The organism is Rhodococcus sp. NPDC004095 (genome assembly GCF_053604015.1).
The window spans coordinates 294277-312041 of sequence record NZ_JBSGGS010000008.1 but is presented as its reverse complement, the minus strand read 5'-3'; the positions used below and the strand labels follow the sequence as shown (position 1 = coordinate 312041).

Below are 17765 nucleotides of genomic sequence, written 5' to 3'. Positions count from 1 at the left end.
GGCTTCTTCCCGAGCAGCGGGTCCTCCCCGTTCGCGGCGTGCCGGTTGTACACCTCGACGGTGGCCTGCAGCGACCCGGCGGGCAGCCCGATCTCGGCCTCGAGCTCCTCGACGGATTCGCACACCCAGGTCGGTCGAGCATGGGTGCGTGGGCTGGAGCTCGGCGCGGCCAAGCCTGCCTCGTAGGACTCCTCGTCGAGGATCAGGAACGCCTGGTTCTGGTTTTCGATCAGCGTGGCCTGCCCGACCCTCCCGGGGTAGGTGTCCTCGTTGATGTAGCGCTGGCCGCGCCCGTTGACCAGGATGCCGCGGATGAACAGCTGCGGATCGCAGAAGAACGCGACCTCCGCCGCATCCATGTGCGCCAGATCGGCGCCGATCGCCTGCGCCATCCGGATCGCGCGACCGTCGTGCTCCTCGATCGACGCGGCCGGGCGACCGACCAACCGCGGCGCGTAGGACTCGAGCATCCGGTCGTTGTAGGCGAAGCTGCCGGTCGCCAGGACGACGCCCTTGCGGGCGCGGATCGCAACGTCCTTGCCGTACTGCTTCGCGATGACACCGACGACGCGGACGCCGCCACCCTTGGGTGAAGCCTCGGGGTCGGCGGCATCGTCCTCGGGGTCGGCGGGATTGTCCTCGATGACCAGCGCCTGCACCCGCATGTCGTATTCGGAGCGCACGCCGAGTTCGGCGGCCTTGTCGGTGAGCGGCTTCATCAGCATGTAGCCGCCGCCCTTCTCGGAGCTGACGTGCTTGTCCTGCATCTGCGGGATGTGGCCGCGGGGCGCCGGCGGGATCGTCGCGTTGAACGGCGCCGCGTTCTCGCCGCCGCTGTACATCAGGCCCTCGTCGCCCGGCGGCTCCCAGCCCGGCTCGCCCCAGAAACTCTCCTTGAACGGCACGCCGCACTCGTCTACGAGCCAGTGGTAGTGGTCGACGCTGCCCTCGCAGTAGGCGTCGATCTTCGCCTCGTCGACGCCCGGGCCGAGCGCCGCCTTCATGAACGCCTTCATGTTGTCGACGGTGTCCTCGAACCCGCACGCCTTCTGCAGCGGCGTGCCGCCACCCAGGTAGATGAAACCGCCCGACATCGCGGCCGCGCCGCCCCAGCCTCCGGTCCGCTCCAGCACCAGGACATCGGCCCCCGCCTGTGCCGCACCGACCGCGGCGGCCGCCCCGGCGACACCGAAACCCGCGACGACGACGTCCGCCTCGTACGCCCATTCCATGATGTGATCTCGGCGAATCGGGTGTATCGGCGTCGCTTCGGGCATGGTGTGTCCCTTCGTTGGTTGTGCGGATCTGTGGCGCAGAGCATGCGCGGTCACGGTTCGAGGGCGTGAATCACGTTGATCTGAAATCTGTTTCGTTCCTGCTGCGGCGGTATGTGCTGTGCCTGGGGGTGGGTGCGGGGGAGTGGGGTCCTGCGGATCGCGATGCAGCGCGGGTGTGATTCGTGAGTCGACAGCCGCTGGACGATAGTCGGCGCCGGCGCACGTGGGTTGGTGGTCTCCCGCTGGTCGGGAGGCGCGCTGTGTATGTCGGTGTGTGCCCAATTTCGTTGCAGGCTATAACTGCTCGCGGCGGTCGGTGAGTCACGTTCGGCGAACATGGAGGCCGGTCGCATGGGCCTCCCGTTCAGCGGGAGGGGGTGCGCCACGCAGGCACTCGGTGTCCTGATAATCACCGCTCACATTCAAAGAGTGACGTGCATCACTGTAGGTGGTCGAAGGCGTCCAGCGCTACGCCCCCACGGTGCCGTCACCACCCTGTGAAGGAGTCCACGCAATGAACCCAGTCAGTCGAGGACGGCGCGTGCGCGCTGTTGCCGGCGCGAGTGCGCTGCTGCTTGTCGGAATGCTCGGCACCGCATGTGCCGACGAGGAGACGGCTGACGCCGGTGTCGCGGGAGCGTCCACCTCCGCTCTGCCGAGCAATCCCGCGAGCGGCGAAGCAGTGAAGATCGGCTTCGTGTCGACCGAGGGTGGCGCCGCGGTGTCCATTCCCGACATGCGAGAGGGTGCCGAGGCCGCGGTCGAGTACCTCAACAAGAACGGAGGCGGGCTGGCCGGCCGGCCGATCGACCTGGTGGTGTGCAAGCAGCAGGAGGAGCCGACCTCGGCGAGCGCCTGTGCGAATCAGTTCGTCGAGCAGAAGGTGTCCGCGGTGCTGTCCCCGGGCACGTCCCAAGGACCGGTGATCGTGCCGATCGTGCTCGGTGCGGGCATCCCGTACGTCACCCTCAACGGCGTCGCGCCGATCGAGCTGACCTCACCCGACGTTGCCTCCCTCTCCGCGGGCCTGCCCGGCACGTTGACGGCGGCCGCGACCGCGGCCAAGCAGGAGGGCATGGCGAAGTTCACCATGTTCGCCAGCGACGGCGGTGGAATCGCCGCCATGATCGACCAGATGGGTCAGCCGATCTTCCAGGGATTCGGTGTCGCGCTCGATGTCGTCCCGGTGGCCCTGGGCACCCCGGACCCGACGCCGGTCGTCACGGCGGGACTGGCAAAGGAACCCGACGGCGTGAGCTTCATCGGCGACGCCGCCACCTGCACCTCGGTGCTCAAGGCGGTCCAGACCACCGCGCCGACGATGAAGAAGGTGCTCATTCCGACCTGCCTCGACGAGAACGTCGTCAAGGCGATCGGAATCGCCAACGTCAAGGGCAACATCGGTATCACTGCCACCGACGCGCTGTCCGACCGCCCCGACTCGGTACTGTTCCGGTCGATCTTCGCCGAGTATGCACCCGACCTGTCCCCGAACGGCTACGGGTCGACCGGGTACCAGACCGTGATGGCGCTGGCCGCCGCGACGTCCGGTATCAGCGGCGACGTCAACTCCGCCTCCATTCGTGACGCGCTGCGGAGCGCCACCAACGTCGAGATGCCCGCGGGCGGCGGAATCACCTTCAGCTGCAACGGAACGGCTTTCCCGATGATGCCGTCGATCTGCTCGCGACAGATGCTGATCGGCGAGATCAACGAGCAGGGCATCCCGGTGGACCTGACGGTCACCGGCTAGCACGGCAACGCCCTCGAGGGATGTGATCGACTGAAGGAAGAAGCATGACCGACCATCTCGCCTACCTGGTGCTCGGCCTCGGCAACGGTGCCGTGTACGCCGCCATCGGGCTCGCGCTCGTGATGACATTCAAGAGTTCGGGTGTCGTCAATTTCGCCACGGGTGCCGTGGCCCTGTACACCGCATACACCTACGCGCTGCTGCGCACGGGTGAGCTGGTGGTCCCGATTCCGGGGCTCCCCAAGACGGTCGACCTCGGTGGACCGCTTGGGGTGGCCCCGGCCATGGCCATTTCGCTCGTGGTTGCCGCGATCCTCGGAGTGTTGTTCTACGCATTGATCTTCCGTCCACTGCGGAACGCGACGGTCGTCGCAAAGGCCGTCGCGTCGATCGGGTTGATGATCGTGCTGCAGGCACTCATCGCCCTGCGCGTCGGCACCGAGATCGTGGCCGTCGAACCGATCTTCGCGCTCGACAGCATCTCCATCGGCTCCCGGCAGGCACCGACCGACCGGATCTGGCTCGCGGCAGCAATCATCGCGATCGCTCTCGTCGCGACCGCCGTGTTCCGGTTCACGCGATTCGGTATCGCCACGGAGGCGGCCGCGGAATCGGAGAAGGGTGCCTACCTCACCGGCCTGTCCCCGGACAAGATCGCCTTCGCCAACTGGGCGCTTTCCTCGGTGGTCGCCGGGTTGGGGGGCATCCTGATCGCGCCGATCGTCGCCCTCAATCCCATCGCCTACTCCATGTTCATCGTCCCGGCGCTCGCCGCGACACTGGTCGGCAACTTCAGCTCGATCTGGCTCACGGTCGTCGCCGGCATCGCGATCGGTTCGCTGCAGGCCGAGATGATCAACCTGCAGGCCACGTTCGACTGGTTTCCCCACGCCGGCATGGCGGAGGCGATCCCGCTCCTGCTCATCCTCGTGTTCCTCGTCGTCAAGGGACGGCCGTTGCCCGATCGTGGCAGCGTCGTACGGCAGGCGCTGGGTCGCTCCCCACGCCCCGATCGCATTCTCGGCCCCACCCTGCTCGCCGTCGCGACCGCCGTTGTCGCCCTGTTGCTGGCCAGCGGTAGTTACCGCGCCGCGATCATCAGCAGCGTCATCTTCGCGGTCGTCGCGCTGTCCCAGGTGGTGGTCACGGGATACACCGGGCAGGTGTCCCTGGCGCAGCTCACCCTGGCCGGGGTCGGTGCCTACTCGATCAGCGTGCTGAACACCCACCTCGGCATCCCCTTCCCCTTCGCACCGCTGATCGGTGCCCTGTTCGCAACGGTCATCGGGGTGGTGATCGGGCTTCCGGCGCTGCGTGTCCGGGGCCTGCCGCTGACCGTGGTGACGCTGGCATTGGCGGTCTTCCTGGAGGCGTTCTGGTTCCGCAACCCTCAGTTGAACGGGGGCGTCCAGGGCGCGCCCGTCGATGCCCCGAGGCTGTTCGGTCTCGACCTCGGGATCGGAGCCGGGGAGGCGTACCCGCGGCTGGCGTTCGGGTTGCTGTGCCTCGCGGTGCTTCTCGCGTCGGCCCTCGCGGTCGCGTGGCTGCGGCGCAGCCGTCTCGGCACCGACATGCTTGCGGTCCGGGCGAACGAGAGGTCGGCGGCGGCCTCGGGGATCAACGTCTCGAGGACCAAGCTCGCGGCCTTCGCGATCGGTGCGTTCCTCGCCGGTCTCGCCGGCTCACTGATGGCTTACCAGCAGACCCTGGCGACACCCGAACCGTTCACCGTGTTCCTCGGAATCACGCTGTTCGCGGTCATGTACATCGCCGGCATCACGTCGATCACCGGAGCGATCATCGCCGGCCTCATCGCTCCGGGCGGTGTGCTCTATCTGCTGGTCGACCGGTTCCTGCACATGGGCGAGTACTACGCCGTCATCAGCGGCATCCTGCTCGTCGTCACGGTCATGACCAGCCCCGACGGCATCGCGGGCAGGCTGCCCTCGATCCCGCTGCCCACGTTCCGGCGCGCGGCATCGAACCGTGCCCCGGTCGGCGTGAACACCGTTGTCGCGCCGACTGTCTCGGCCGGACCCGGCGAGTCGCTCCTGTCCGTGCAGGGGCTCGGGGTCGCCTACGGGGCGGTGCAGGCGGCACAGGATGTCACGTTCGACGTCCGCCCCGGGGAGATCGTCGGGCTGATCGGCCCGAACGGTGCGGGCAAGACCACCGTGATCGACGCGATCACCGGGTTCGCGCCGTCGACCGGCACCGTCGTCCTCGACGGTACGGACGTGAGCGGGTTGCGCCCGCATCGGCGCAGTCGGTTGGGGCTCGGGCGCAGCTTCCAGGACGTCGAACTCTACGACGATCTCTCCGTTGCCGAGAACGTGACGGTGGGTGCGGGACGGTCCGGTTCGGCTTCCGACGTTGCGGGCCGGGTGTGGGGAGTACTGGCGACGGTCGGGCTGACCGATGACGCGGACGCTGCGGTGTCAACCCTTTCCCAGGGTCGTCGCCAGCTCGTCTCCATCGCCCGCGTACTGGTGTCCGCGCCGAAGGTCGCACTGCTCGACGAGCCTGCCGCCGGTCTCGACAGTGCCGAGAGCCGGTGGCTCGGTGAGCGCCTGCGGGATGCGTGTATCGCAGGCACCTCGATCCTGCTGGTCGACCACGACATGGAGCTGGTGCTCACGATCTGCGACCGGGTCGTCGTGCTCGATCTCGGGCGGGTGGTGTGCTGCGGGACACCCGACGAGGTCAGGTCCGACCCCAGGGTGATCAGCGCATACCTCGGCCTGCCCGCAGAAGAGGTGGATCCGGCCCACGAGGCGATTCCCGAACTCGCCGCAACCGTCCCCGCCACCGAGGAGGCGCACCCGTGACCGCACTGACGATTCGGAGCCTGACGACGGGCTATCTCCCGCAGCGTCCCTGTATTCGTGGCATCGACCTGGACGTGGAGAAGGGGCAGATCACCTGTCTGCTCGGACCCAACGGGGCAGGCAAGACGACTCTGCTGCTGTCGCTGGCGGGGATGCTGCCGCGATTCGACGGCCGGGTCGCCGTCGACGGACAGGACCTCGTCGGCGGTCGGCCCCGCGACGCGGTGCGGTCGGGGATGGTGCTCGTTCCCGACGACCGGGCCCTGTTCCGGGAACTGAGTGTCACCAACAACCTGCGTCTCGCGGTCGCGGACCGTCGCCGCCGCTCCGGGGCCGTCGGCGAGGTGCTCGGGTACTTCCCGGCTCTGGAGAAGCGGCTGGGCGTCGCGGCGGGACGGTTGTCGGGCGGCGAGCAGCAGATGCTCGCCATCGGGCGGGCCATCCTGCAGCGGCCGAAGGTGCTGCTCATCGACGAGCTGAGCATGGGCCTGGCACCCGTGATCGTCGACGAGATCCTCGCCGTGCTGCGCCGGCTTGCGGTCGAGCGGGAGATGGCGGTGGTGCTCGTCGAACAGCACGTACACCTCGCGCTCGCTACAGCCGACCGAGCCGCCGTGCTGGTGCACGGCGGTGTGGCGCTGACCGATTCGGCCGCCGCGCTCCGCAACGATCCGACCCGGATCGAGCGGGCCTATCTCGGTGTGGCATCGGACCTCCCGGCAGCGGGCTGACCGCTCAGCGGGAGGCCCCCGACCACGGCCCACCGCAGAACATATCGTCCATTGCGAAAGTTGTTGTGACACAGTTCACTGCTCTCGATCCGGGCCAGTCACCCGGCGAATCAACCCAGGACCACTGTGTCCTTCTCGCCCTCACTGGAAGGCTTCACATGACCAACGTAGTTGCCGACACCGCCGCTGCTGTCGCGCAGTCGGGCGCGCGCATCGTCGAGCCCCGCAGGATCGCCGGGGGTTTCTCGTGGCCGGAGTGCCCTCGCTGGCACGACGGCGCCTTCTGGTTCTCCGACATGTACACCGCGACCGTGAAAACCCTTGATGACGAGGGCAACGCCACCGTCGTTGTGGACGCCTCGGCCCGTCGGGAGAACACCGAGGTGCCGATCGTCCTCGGTGGTTTCGGATGGCTCCCGGATGGACGGCTGATCGTCAACTCGATGCACGAGAAAGTGGTGCTCGTTCACGGCGGCAACGGCCCGGACGACCTCGCCGTCTACGCCGATCTGTCCGAGTTCTCGCTCGCCGCGACCAACGACATGGTCGTCGACGCGGACGGCCGCGCCTACGTCACACAACTCGGATTCAACCTGTTCGCCGGTGACGAGCCGGTGCCGTCTCTCATCATCGTCGTCGAGCCCGACGGCACCGCGCACACCGCGGACGAAGTCGGGCCGCTGGTGTGCGCCAACGGTATCGCGATCAGCGCGGACGGCACGAAGGTCTACACCGCCGAGGTGATGGCCCAGAAGATCACGGTGATCGACCGCGCGGCCGACGGATCGCTGTCGAATCCGCGGCTCTTCGCGTCCTGCCCGTTCATGCCGGACGGCATCGGACTCGACGAGGAGGGTGGCGTCTGGGCGGCGATGCCCGGCAGCGGCTACGTGGCCCGCTTCACCGAGGAGGGCATGACGGATGCCATTCCGGTGCCGATCGAGAACGGTGTCGCGTCGGCGTGCCTGCTCGGCGGCCCTGATCGTTCCACCCTTCACATGACCGTCGGTGTCGAGGTTTTCGACTTCGACAAGTCCGCACGCGAGGCACTGGGCACCATCTGGGTTGCCGACGTGTCGAACCGTGGCGGCGTGACCCGACCCTGACACTGCACCGGCCACTTCACTTTCCGAGGAAGACTCACATGACAGAACTGGATTTCACCGACCGCGTGGTTGTTGTCACCGGCGCGGGACGCGGTATCGGCCGCGCGCACGCGGAACTGCTCGCCTCGCGCGGCGCCGCGGTGGTCGTAGGCGATCTCGGGGCGGCCATCGACGGCTCCGGTGTCGACGGTGACGACCCTGCCCGCGAGGTCGTGGACGCGATCACTGCCGCCGGCGGCAAGGCCGTCGCGTGCTCCGCGGACGTCTCCACCGAGGACGGAGCCGTCGCGCTGGTCGACGCCGCACTGTCCGCGTTCGGTCAGCTCGACGCCGTGATCAACAACGCAGGCATCGTCCGCACCGCGCCATTCGACGAGGTCCCGTACGAGGAGTATCAGCGACACCTCGATGTGCACTACTTCGGTTCGATCAGGCTGTGCCGAGCCGCCTGGCCGCACCTGCTGAAGTCGCCGGCGGGCCGGGTGGTCAACACCATCTCCCAGGCCATGCTCGGCAATCCGGGCATGTCGCACTACGGCGGATCGAAGGGTGCGCTGTTCGGATTCACCCGGAACCTCGCACTCGAGGGGCTCGAGGCCGGAATCAAGGTCAACGCCATCGCACCGGGCGCGGGCACGCGGATGGCCGAGGCCGCCGCCGACACGCTCTCACCGGAGGTCATGGAATACATGCGCACCCAGCTGCTCCCGGAGCACGTCGCCCCCGTGGCGGCCTACCTCGTCCACCCGGAGTGCAGCGTCACCGGTGAGGTGTTCAACGTCGCGGGAGGCATCGTCAACCGCCTCGCCATCCTCAACACCGTCGGGATCCACGACCCCGCTCTCACCGTCGAGACGGTTGCCGAGCGGTTCGACGAGATCATGGCGATCACCCCCGACGCCATCCCGCAGATCGTGGCACCCGCCCAGGTTCCGGCGTCGTCCTGACCCGAACCTCCACGACATCGGCTCATCCCCACCTCGAAGACTCCACCAGGAGAAGTACCGTGAGCTCTACCGAAACCTCCACGACCACCACCGAGACAGTGGACACCGCCTACCCCTTCGGGCCGGTGAGTGTGAACGAAGCATCCCGAAGGTATGTCGCCATCGCAGCCGAGCGGCCCATGACGAAGATGACAATGCCGTTCGGCGGTGACGTCTGGGTCATCCACCGCAACGCCGCCGCACGGCAGATGCTCGGCGATCCGCGCTTCGTGCGCGAACCGTTCCGCACCGGTGAGCGTGTGGTGCCGTACTTCGTCGAGTTCCCCGAGTTCCTCAAGACGACGCTGCAGTTCGAGGATCCGCCGCAGCACACCAAGCTGCGCAAGCTCGTGCAGAAGTCCATCTCGCCCAAACGTGTACGTGCCATGCGGGAGTCGGCGGTGGAATTCGCAAACCACCTGATCGACGAGATGATGGCCAAGGGTGCTCCGGCGAACCTGGTGCACGACTATGCCGTCGCTCTGCCGATCCAGATGCTGGCAAATCTCCTCGGGGTGCCGCCGGAGGACCGGCCGAAGTTCCAGAAGTGGAGTTCGGCGACCCTCGCCGTGGCGAACATGCCCGAGGAAGAGGTCGTGGCCAACATGACCGAACTCGTCGGATACATGATGGCCCTGATCGACGAGCGGCGGAAGAACCCCCGGGAGGACCTCCTCAGCGACCTCACGAGCGCGCAGCACAAGGACGACACCCTCACCGACGCGGAGATCCTGCCGATCGCGATGGTGTTGATCATCGGCGGTTTCGACAACACGGCCAACTTCATCTGCTTCGGGGCGCTCTCGCTGTTGAAGAACCCGGACCAGTTGAAGGTCCTGCTCGAGGACGTCGACGGTGTCGCCCCGACCGCGGTCGAGGAGATCCTGCGGCACGGGCGAATGGCGTTCGGTGACAGCGTCACCGGCGGGGGCGGTCTGGTCCCATTCGTCGCGACCGAGGACGTCGAGATCGACGGGCACGTCATCGCCAAGGGTGAGGCCGTGCTCGTGGATCCGGCGTCGGTGAACCACGACGGGGTCGCGGTCACCGACGGCGAGAAGTTCGACGTGCGGCGCGAGGGGAACCCGCACCTGACGCTGAGTTATGGCCTGCACCACTGCCTGGGTGCGCCGCTGGCGCGCATGGAGATGCAGGTGGCCATCGCGGAGTTGTTCAAGCGAATGCCGGGGCTGACGTTGGCCGGCGAACCGGCGGTCGACACGAACCTTCTCACCGAGCCGGTCGTCGACGTCCCGGTGACCTGGTAGGAGTTCGGAGATGCCGAAGGTTTTCTACACCCAGCCTGACGGCTCGGAACGTGTGATCGACGGGGCCGTAGGTGATTCCGTCATGTCGGCGGCGGCCACGAACGGCGTGACCGGGATCGTGGGCCAGTGCGGCGGCACACTCTCGTGCGCGACTTGCCACGTCTACCTCGCTGCGGACGACCACCAGTACTTCGACGCTGCGACGGAGGACGAGGACGACATGCTGGACTGCACGGCCAGCGACCGCGAGGACACGTCGCGGCTGTCGTGTCAGCTGGTCCTCCGCGACGGCATCGATGTACACGTGACAGTGCCCGATGAGCAGGCGTGACGAGAACGGCCGGGGTGCCGGAGAACATGCCGGCAGCGTGGCGGTAGTCGGTGCCTCTCACGCGGCGGTACACCTCGCCGACCGGTTGCGCGCAGGTGGCTACGCGGGTGCGCTGACGCTGATCGGCGGTGAACCCCACCTGCCGTATCAGCGGCCACCGCTGTCCAAGGCGTGGCTGAAGGGGGACGCCGCAGCGGGTTCGTTGGTGCTGCGGGCCGCAGACCACTACGCCGACAACGGTGTCGAGCTTCTGCTCGGCACCGTTGTCGAACGGGTCGAGCGCGAGGGCGACGGCGTGCTGCTGCACATGCGTCGCGCCGACGGTCCCAGGGAAACGCGGCGTTTCGACCGGCTGGTCCTCGCCACGGGCGCCCGCGCGCGCCGGCTGGAGATGCCCGGCTCCGGTCACCGTGACGTGCTGGTGCTTCGCGAACTCGACGACGCTCATCGGCTCGCGGAGCGGGTCGGGTGCGGGCCGGTCGTGGTGATCGGCGGGGGCTTCGTCGGTCTCGAGGTGGCCGCGACCCTTCGCGGTCTCGGCGCCGACGTCAGTGTCGTCGAGGCCGGTCCCAGGTTGATGGGGCGGGCGGTCGGCGCGGGGACGGCGGAGTTCCTACTGGCCGCCCACGCTGACATGGGTGTCGAGGTGCTCCTCGACGCCACGCCCACCGAGATCGTCGTCGACGGCGACCGGATCCGTGCGGTCCGTCTCGCCGACGGCCGCGAGATTCCGGCGGCGACCGTCCTCGTGGGTGTGGGGGCCGAGCCACGCGCGGAACTGGCCGACCGACTCGGCCTGAAGTGCGAGCGCGGGGTCGTCGTGGACGAACACTGCCTGGCTTCGGACGGCCGCACGATTGCGATCGGCGACTGCACTGTCCAGGAGACTCGCGACGGCGGGCGGGTTCGCCTCGAATCGGTCGACAACGCGACCGAGCAGGCGAACGCGGCGGCGGCCACGCTGCTCGGTCACGACGTTCCGGACCGTCCCCAGCCGTGGTTCTGGTCCGATCAGGGATCGTGGAAGCTGCAGATCGTCGGGCTGGTCGGTGCGCACGCCGAGGTCGTGGTGCGCACCGACCCGGACAAACCGCAGCGCCGCGTCGCCCTGTACTTCGAGGATGACGCACTGGTCGCCGCCGAGTGCGTCAATTCGCCGGCAGACTTCGTCGCGCTGCGGACGGCTCTCGCCCGCGGTACTCGTCCCACACCGGATGAACTGTCGGACAACGGAGTTCCGCTGAAGAAGCTGCTCGCATCGCCTCGCGGTGGGTGAACCTCCGCGAGGGGTCGGGAAGTACGAGGCGGCACGACCCTGACCGGGTCGTGCCGCCTCGTCTCATCGCTATCCCCGCTCGTCGGCCGCGAATCGTGTGGCCACCAGGGCACCCACCTCCGCCATCGCCGCGCGCGCCCGAGCGATCGTCGCGGTCTGCATCGCAAACCCGTGTCCCACACCCGGGTACCGCAACTGCGCAGTCGGCACCCCGGCATCCCGGAGTCGGTCCCCGTATTCCTCGACGCCGTCGCGGATGGGGTCGGCGTACCCGACGGCGATGATCGCCGGCGGCAGCTCCGTCAGCGACGTGGCGAGTGCGGGAGTGCCGTACTCGTCGTCGACGCTCGGGTCGTCACCGAGGTAGAGCCCCTTCATCCAGTCGATGTCGGTTGCGGTGAGGAACGGGCTGTCCCCGAACTCCCGCATGGACGGCCGGTCGCAACGGCGTTCCACGCCCGGATAGAACAGGACCTGCTGTGCGATCGCCGGCCCCTCCTCGTTGCGTGCCCGGAGGGCGGTCGCGGCCGCGAGCCCGCCGCCGGCGCTGTCCCCGCCGACGCCGATTCGCCCTGGGCCGACACCGAACTCGCCGGCGTGCTCGTGAAGCCAGCACAGCGCCGCGTACGCCTCGTCGTTGGCAACTGGGTACGTGTGCTCGGGGGCCAAACGGTAATCGACGTTCGCGACCACCGCTCCGGTGGCGTCCGCGACGTCGCGGGCGAGTCGGTCGAAGGAAGCCAGCGAGCCCATGATCATGCCGCCGCCGTGAAACCAGAGCAGGGCCGGCGCATGCGTGTCCGGGGCCGCATGAGGGCGATAGACGCGCACCGGCACCCGGCCGTGGGGTCCGTCGAATCCGCAATCGGTGACGGACCGCATCTGTGGGCCCTCGGGGCGGACGATCGACTCGAGGTTGCGCCTGGCGCCCTCGACACCGATCTCGTGCATCGGTCGGGCGCCCGCGTCGATGACCCGTCTGACGACGACTGCGACGTCCGGGTCCCAGACAGAGGTGTAGCGGTTGGTGGGTTCTGTGGCAGGCAAGTCGTGTTCTCCTCGGTCGACCGGAGTCCGATCCGGTGTGGGGAACGTGACGGCGGGCCAGGTCAGGTGTCGTTGCGGGTCGTGTTGCGCAGCAACATGCCCGTACCGGCCTCTCCGCCACGTCGATGTTCGTTCATGAGCTCGATCAGACGCTCGTTGTCGTGGTCGGCGAGCGCCTCGATCATCGCTTCGTGTTCTGCCACCACCCGCCGCCGCACTTCGGCGTCGAACAGGTAGGCGGCGTGATACGGCATGGCCAGCTTCCACAGCCGGCGGATCTCCGTCACGACGAGGGCAAGGGGGGAGCGGTCGAAGATGGCGAAGTGGAACTCGTGGTTCGCCAGACGCATCTCGAGGACGTCGCCGCGCTCCGCGGCGAGGGTGACGCGGTCGCTGAGGTCCCGGATCTCGCCGAGTGCGTCCTCGTCGAACGGGGGAAGGGTCGCGAGCACCTCGCGTTCGAGGGCGCCGCGCATCAGGTAGATCTGGTCGAACTCGGACTGCTCCAGCCGCGCGACCGCATAGCCGACGTTGCGGCGGTGCTCGACGAGCCCCTGTGACGCGAGCTGGCGCAGCCCCTCTCGGATCGGAAGCCTGCTGACCCCGAGCCGTTCGGCCATCAGTTCCTGTCGGACGGGTTGACCGGGCAGCAGGTCGCCGGTGACGATCATGCGTTCGATCTCGTTTGCCACCCAGTCGGCGCCGCGAACCACCCCGGCCGTGCCGGGCGCCGAATCGCCCTGCGCCGCTGTCGTCCCTCGGCTCACCGCTGTCCTCCTCGTGCCTCTGTCCTCCCAGTACCGACCCTTTCGTGCCGGTGGCGCACCGCGGCGGAACCGTCACTCCCCGCCGAATGCCCCTGCCGACCGCAGGGCCTCGACCTCGTCGGGGTGGTATCCCATCGCACCGAGAACCTCTTCGGTGTCGGTTCCACGGGGCACGGCCCGGCGGGGCGTCCGCGTGGGCGTCCGGCTGAGCTTGATCGGTACGCCAACGCCACGATAGTCGACGGTGTCCAGGAACAGGCCGCGGTGACGGGTCTGCGGTGCGGTGAGCGCCTGTTCGACGGTGTTGACGGGGCTGGCGGCGACCCCGGCCGCCTCCAGCTTGCCCGCGAGTTCCTGGGGGTCCCACTGCGCGATCAGATCCTTGAGCAGTGCCACGAGGGTGTCGCGATGCTCCGACCGCACCCCGTTGGTGACGAAGCGTGGATCGTCCGCGAGTTCGGGGACCCCGAGAACGGTGACCAGCGATCGGAACTGGCGGTCGTTGGCGGCGCTGACGAAGAAGTCGCCGTCGCGCGCGGCGAACACCTGATACGGCACGACGGTCGGGTGGAAGTCGCCGGTGCGCCGCGGCACCGCACCGCTGGACGCCCAGTTCGCGGCGTGCGGATGCAGCAACGAGATCACGGCATCGAGGAGCGTCACATCGACGAGCTGGCCACGTCCGCTGATGCCGCGTTCGGCCAGGGCGAGCAGGATGCCGCTCACCGCGAGGTGCGAGGCGACGACGTCGACGATCGGTACGCCCACCCGCAGCGGGTTGCCGTCGGGGTAGCCGTTGACGCTCATCAACCCGCCGAAGGACTGCAGGACGGCGTCGTAGCCGGGAAGGCCCCCCATAGGGCCGTCCACGCCGAATCCGGTGACGCGGCAGTACACGAGGCGCGGATTGGCCTCGGCGAGCACCGTGTCGTAGTCGAAGCCCCAGCGGGACATGGTGCCGGCCTTGAAGTTCTCGATCACCACGTCGGCACCCGCCAGCAGGTTCCGCAGCACGTCGCGTCCCGCTTCGGTGCGCAGGTCCAGGCAGATGTTGTCCTTGCTGTGGTTGAGGCTGCCGTAGTAGGCGCTGCTGGCCCCCTCCTCCTCGAAAGGCGGTCCCCAGCCTCGGGTTTCGTCGCCGGACGGCGCCTCGACCTTGATGACCTCGGCGCCGTGGTCGGCGAGGGTCTGCGCGGTGTACGGGCCGGCGAGGACGCGGCTGAGGTCGAGCACACGGAGACCGGTGAGAGCGCCGACCCCGGTGCTGGTGGCGGCCGCGCGCCAGGCCGCGCGTCCGTCGATGGCCGTGGTGGGAGCGTTCATCGCGAACTCCTCTCATTGGTCGTGTCGCCGGTGCCGACGACGAGATCCCACACGTCCACACCCTCGTCGAGGACGCGCCGTGCCAGTTCATCGGCCCAGAATCGCTCCGAGCCGTGACGGTCCCGCCAACTCCACAGTGAGGTGGTGAACCGGCCGAGCCGGTGCTCGGACGTCGTGCCGATGGCGCCGTGGATCTGGTGGGCAGCGGCGGCGATCGGGTGCGCCGAATCCGATGCGACGACCTTCGCGGCCGCGATCGCGTCGGGGGCCCCGGAGGCGATGGCTTCGCCCACCGCGATCTCGGTCATTGTCGTAAGCGCAGCCTGCTGAGCCAGACGTTGCTGTACAGCCTGGAACTTCGCCAGCGGGCGGCCGAACTGGATGCGTTCGGACGCATGACGCAACGTGTGGTCGTGCACGGAGCGGGCGGCGCCGGCGAGCGCGGCGGCGTAGGCGACGGCGCCGCGCCGGACGACCTCGTCAACGGTCAGGGTTGAAGGACCGTGGAAGGAAACGGGTACATCCTCGAAGGTGACGTCGGCCAGCGAGATGCCCGTCAGGTCGGTCCCCGACGAGACGGAGACACCGGGACCGGACACCGGCACGATCGCGACGGTGGACCCGTCGGCTCCGGAGTCGGGAGGAAGGACCACCACGATGGTGTCGACCTCCGCTGCGAAGGCAACCTCGGTGACGGCGCCGTCGAGCACGAGGCGGTCACCATCGGAACGGACGTTGCCCATCGTCGCCACGCCCGCCGTCGCCGCCGACGAGGTGAGGGTGTGGCCGGCGGACGCCGCGATCCACGCCGCGAGTACCCCGTGCTCGATCAGCGGGGTGAGGGCGCCGCGTTGTGCGGAGACCGACACCACCGCGAGGGCGTCGGCGAGGTCTCCGCCGCCCCCGCCCGCGTCCTCCGACACGGCAACGGTGGCGAAACCGCTGCTCTGCAACTGATCCCAGATCTCGTGGTCCCATCCCGACGCGGGGGTCCGGAGGTCGACACCGATGCGGTCGACGATCGACGTGGTGGCCGAGGTCAGCTCGGCGGCAATCTCGCTCATCGGATTCCCAATCCGCGGGCCACGATGCCGCGCAAGATCTCGTTGGTTCCACCTCGCAGGGTGAACACCGGTGTGTGCAGGACGCTCTGGGCGAGCATCAGGGCGAGTGGGTCCGCCGCCCTCTGGCGCGCGACGATTCCGCTGGAGGCGCGCACCGCCTGGACCAGGTCACCCTCGTACGTGGACCCGAGGTCCTTGACCATCGCCGCGAGAACGTCCGGTTTGCGGCCTGCGGTGAGTTCGGACGCCACCTTCAGTGACATGCGGCGCAGCGCCCAGGCCTTGGCCGTCAGAGTGCCGAGCGTGCGACGCTGGTCGGGCGTGGCGCCGACCTCGGCGAGGTGTGCCGACCACGCCCGCAGCAATGGCATGGTGCTCAGGTAGCGTTCGGGTCCCGAACGCTCGTAGGCGAGTTCGCTCATCACCTGGGCCCAGCCGTTGCCTCGGGTGCCGAGCAGTGCCGTCGCCGGCACTCGCGCATCGTGGAAGATCACCTCGTTGAAGTGGGCCTGGCCGTCGAGGCTCGGGATCGGACGGATCTCGATGTGGGGATTCGGCAGGTCGACGAGGAACTGTGACAATCCCTCCTGGCGATCCTGGGGTCCGCCGTCGGTGCGGGCGAGCACCACCATCGCGTGGGCGATGTGTGCGCCGGTGGTCCACACCTTGGTCCCGCTGAGGACCCAGGTGTCGCCGGCGAGAGTGGCACGGGTCCGGACCGAAGCCAGGTCGGAGCCGGCGTCGGGCTCGCTCATCCCGATCGAGATGAACGTGGTGCCGGAGGCGATACCCGGGAGATAGTGCGCCTTCTGCTCATTCGAGCCGTGCGCCAGGATGCTCGGTGCCATCTGGCGGTCGGCGATCCAGTGCGCTGCGACGGGTGCTCCGTGCGCGAGCAGTTCCTCGGTGACGACGAAACGTTCGAGGGGTGTGCGGGCGTGACCGCCGTACTCGGTGGGGATCATCATGCCGAGCCAGCCGCGTGCTGCCAGACGGGCACTGAAGCCGGGGTCGAAGCCGGCGTTCCAACTGTCGGCTTCGGGTGTGAATCGTCCCTCGGCGAGTTCGTCGGAGAGGAAACGCCGGACGTCGTTTCGAAGGGCGTCCAGTCCGGCGGAGCCGGTGGGCGTCGGGTGGGTCACGGTGGTTGTCATGATCGTGCCGGACCTCGGGAGGACCAGGCGGACTTGCCCTTCCGCGACATCGACCACATCTGCACGCCGCGTTCGATCTCCAGGGCGGACGCCCAGCTGACGGCGGGCGGACCGAGTTCCAGGCGCGCACTGGACATGATTCGCCGGGTCAGTTCGGGGTCGGCCGCAGGGATGCGGACGAGTCCGTCCACGACACCGGGAATCTGCTCGGCCGGGACCGCGGTGTGTGCGAGTCCACGAGCGACGGCCTCGCTCCCGGTGAGCGACTGCCCGCATGCTGCGAGCGCGACGGCACCGGACCAGCCGAGTGCTCGACCGAGCAGTGAGATGTGGCCGCCGCCGGGGTGGATGCTGCGGGCGGAGAAGCCGCTGTCGAGCACGGTGTCCGGCGTGACGACCATGATGTCGGCGGCCAGCGCGAGGTTCAGTCCGGCGCCCACGGCGCCGCCGGTGACGACGGCGACGGTGGGTACGGGCAGTGAGCCGATGCGCACGAACGCGCCGTAGACGGCGGATGTGCGCTCGACCGCTTCGGGAGAGGCCGGGTCCGCCGAGGAGGAGGCCAGGTCGCGGGTGTCGGCGCCGCTGCAGAAGTAGCTGCCGTTGGCGTCGACCACGACCGCGCCGATCGAGAGGTCGGATTCCACACGCTCGCAGAACCGTTCGATGTCGGCGGCCATCGCGAGGGTGATGGCGTTCTTTCGGCCGGGATTGTTGAGGGTGAGGCGGGCGACGCCGTCGTGGACGGACGTGAGGACCGGCGGCTCCGGGGGAGCCGCACCCAGGTCCGTGTCGGGTGTGGTCTGGGTCATGCGCCGACCGTAGCAGATTGTGCACCCAAATTGGATCCAATA

15 protein-coding genes are annotated in these 17765 nt (G+C 68.5%); 8 read left to right on the top strand and 7 right to left on the bottom strand.

From position 1 onward, the window contains the following. On the bottom strand, positions 1 to 1277 hold a 1277-nt coding region (locus ACWEPG_RS18005; RefSeq protein ID WP_452594913.1), incomplete at its 3' end, for an FAD-dependent oxidoreductase. Between the two features lie 514 nt (positions 1278 to 1791). On the opposite strand from ACWEPG_RS18005, the gene ACWEPG_RS18000 reads away from it, so the two are divergent. The 8 genes from ACWEPG_RS18000 (at position 1792) to ACWEPG_RS17965 (ending at position 11556) form a co-directional block, all read left to right on the top strand. Continuing rightward, positions 1792 to 3030: an ABC transporter substrate-binding protein gene (locus tag ACWEPG_RS18000; RefSeq protein WP_452594912.1), complete on the top strand. Its 1239-nt coding sequence runs from the start codon at positions 1792 to 1794 to the stop codon at positions 3028 to 3030. Positions 3031 to 3074: 44 nt separating this feature from the next. Further along, entirely contained in the window at positions 3075 to 5858 is a 2784-nt protein-coding gene (locus ACWEPG_RS17995) for an ABC transporter permease subunit (protein WP_452594911.1), read from the top strand. Then, positions 5855 to 6589, top strand: a complete 735-nt coding sequence (locus ACWEPG_RS17990; RefSeq protein WP_452594910.1) for an ABC transporter ATP-binding protein — start codon at positions 5855 to 5857, stop codon at positions 6587 to 6589. The genes ACWEPG_RS17995 and ACWEPG_RS17990 overlap by 4 nt, the downstream gene beginning before the upstream one ends. A 158-nt stretch (positions 6590 to 6747) precedes the next feature. Next, complete coding sequence (locus tag ACWEPG_RS17985) at positions 6748 to 7695, top strand: SMP-30/gluconolactonase/LRE family protein (protein ID WP_450117190.1); 948 nt, start codon at positions 6748 to 6750, stop codon at positions 7693 to 7695. Positions 7696 to 7733: 38 nt separating this feature from the next. Further along, entirely contained in the window at positions 7734 to 8642 is a 909-nt protein-coding gene (locus tag ACWEPG_RS17980) for an SDR family NAD(P)-dependent oxidoreductase (RefSeq protein WP_450117191.1), read from the top strand. 179 nt (positions 8643 to 8821) lie between these two features. Next, positions 8822 to 9949, top strand: a complete 1128-nt coding sequence (locus ACWEPG_RS17975; RefSeq protein WP_450117192.1) for a cytochrome P450 — start codon at positions 8822 to 8824, stop codon at positions 9947 to 9949. Between the two features lie 10 nt (positions 9950 to 9959). Next, positions 9960 to 10280, top strand: a complete 321-nt coding sequence (locus ACWEPG_RS17970; protein ID WP_452594909.1) for a 2Fe-2S iron-sulfur cluster-binding protein — start codon at positions 9960 to 9962, stop codon at positions 10278 to 10280. Further along, on the top strand, positions 10267 to 11556 hold the full coding sequence (locus tag ACWEPG_RS17965) for an NAD(P)/FAD-dependent oxidoreductase (RefSeq protein WP_450117194.1): 1290 nt from the start codon (positions 10267 to 10269) through the stop codon (positions 11554 to 11556). Before ACWEPG_RS17970 ends, ACWEPG_RS17965 begins: the two co-directional genes overlap by 14 nt. 69 nt (positions 11557 to 11625) lie before the next feature. On the opposite strand, the gene ACWEPG_RS17960 is transcribed toward ACWEPG_RS17965, so the two are convergent. From ACWEPG_RS17960 to ACWEPG_RS17935, 6 genes are all read right to left on the bottom strand, one after another. Continuing rightward, positions 11626 to 12603, bottom strand: coding sequence for an alpha/beta hydrolase (locus ACWEPG_RS17960; RefSeq protein WP_450116430.1), 978 nt, complete (start codon positions 12601 to 12603; stop codon positions 11626 to 11628). Positions 12604 to 12665: 62 nt separating this feature from the next. Further along, a complete protein-coding gene (locus tag ACWEPG_RS17955) occupies positions 12666 to 13370 on the bottom strand; it encodes a GntR family transcriptional regulator (protein WP_450116431.1) in 705 nt (234 codons plus the stop codon). Between the two features lie 72 nt (positions 13371 to 13442). Beyond that, positions 13443 to 14693 carry a CaiB/BaiF CoA transferase family protein gene (locus tag ACWEPG_RS17950; protein ID WP_452594908.1) on the bottom strand — a complete coding sequence of 417 codons (1251 nt, stop codon included), beginning with the start codon at positions 14691 to 14693 and terminating at the stop codon, positions 13443 to 13445. Continuing rightward, positions 14690 to 15757 carry an acyl-CoA dehydrogenase family protein gene (locus ACWEPG_RS17945; protein ID WP_452594907.1) on the bottom strand — a complete coding sequence of 356 codons (1068 nt, stop codon included), beginning with the start codon at positions 15755 to 15757 and terminating at the stop codon, positions 14690 to 14692. Before ACWEPG_RS17945 ends, ACWEPG_RS17950 begins: the two co-directional genes overlap by 4 nt. Continuing rightward, positions 15754 to 16911 (bottom strand): acyl-CoA dehydrogenase family protein, encoded by a 1158-nt coding sequence (locus ACWEPG_RS17940; protein WP_452594906.1) that lies wholly within the window; start codon positions 16909 to 16911, stop codon positions 15754 to 15756. Before ACWEPG_RS17940 ends, ACWEPG_RS17945 begins: the two co-directional genes overlap by 4 nt. Further along, on the bottom strand, positions 16908 to 17723 hold the full coding sequence (locus tag ACWEPG_RS17935; RefSeq protein ID WP_450116435.1) for an enoyl-CoA hydratase/isomerase family protein: 816 nt from the start codon (positions 17721 to 17723) through the stop codon (positions 16908 to 16910). Before ACWEPG_RS17935 ends, ACWEPG_RS17940 begins: the two co-directional genes overlap by 4 nt. Between the last annotated feature and the right edge of the window lie 42 nt (positions 17724 to 17765).

What these genes read in the sequence shown, in the direction of transcription:
- ACWEPG_RS18000 (WP_452594912.1), top strand. Translation starts at nt 1,792, where the DNA reads ATGAACCCAGTCAGTCGAGGACGGCGCGTGCGCGCTGTTGCCGGCGCG.
- ACWEPG_RS17950 (WP_452594908.1), bottom strand. Translation starts at nt 14,693, where the DNA reads ATGAACGCTCCCACCACGGCCATCGACGGACGCGCGGCCTGGCGCGCG.
- ACWEPG_RS17945 (WP_452594907.1), bottom strand. Translation starts at nt 15,757, where the DNA reads ATGAGCGAGATTGCCGCCGAGCTGACCTCGGCCACCACGTCGATCGTC.
- ACWEPG_RS17985 (WP_450117190.1), top strand. Translation starts at nt 6,748, where the DNA reads ATGACCAACGTAGTTGCCGACACCGCCGCTGCTGTCGCGCAGTCGGGC.
- ACWEPG_RS17970 (WP_452594909.1), top strand. Translation starts at nt 9,960, where the DNA reads ATGCCGAAGGTTTTCTACACCCAGCCTGACGGCTCGGAACGTGTGATC.
- ACWEPG_RS17975 (WP_450117192.1), top strand. Translation starts at nt 8,822, where the DNA reads ATGACGAAGATGACAATGCCGTTCGGCGGTGACGTCTGGGTCATCCAC.
- ACWEPG_RS17940 (WP_452594906.1), bottom strand. Translation starts at nt 16,911, where the DNA reads ATGACAACCACCGTGACCCACCCGACGCCCACCGGCTCCGCCGGACTG.
- ACWEPG_RS17980 (WP_450117191.1), top strand. Translation starts at nt 7,734, where the DNA reads ATGACAGAACTGGATTTCACCGACCGCGTGGTTGTTGTCACCGGCGCG.
- ACWEPG_RS17965 (WP_450117194.1), top strand. Translation starts at nt 10,267, where the DNA reads ATGAGCAGGCGTGACGAGAACGGCCGGGGTGCCGGAGAACATGCCGGC.
- ACWEPG_RS17935 (WP_450116435.1), bottom strand. Translation starts at nt 17,723, where the DNA reads ATGACCCAGACCACACCCGACACGGACCTGGGTGCGGCTCCCCCGGAG.
- ACWEPG_RS17995 (WP_452594911.1), top strand. Translation starts at nt 3,075, where the DNA reads ATGACCGACCATCTCGCCTACCTGGTGCTCGGCCTCGGCAACGGTGCC.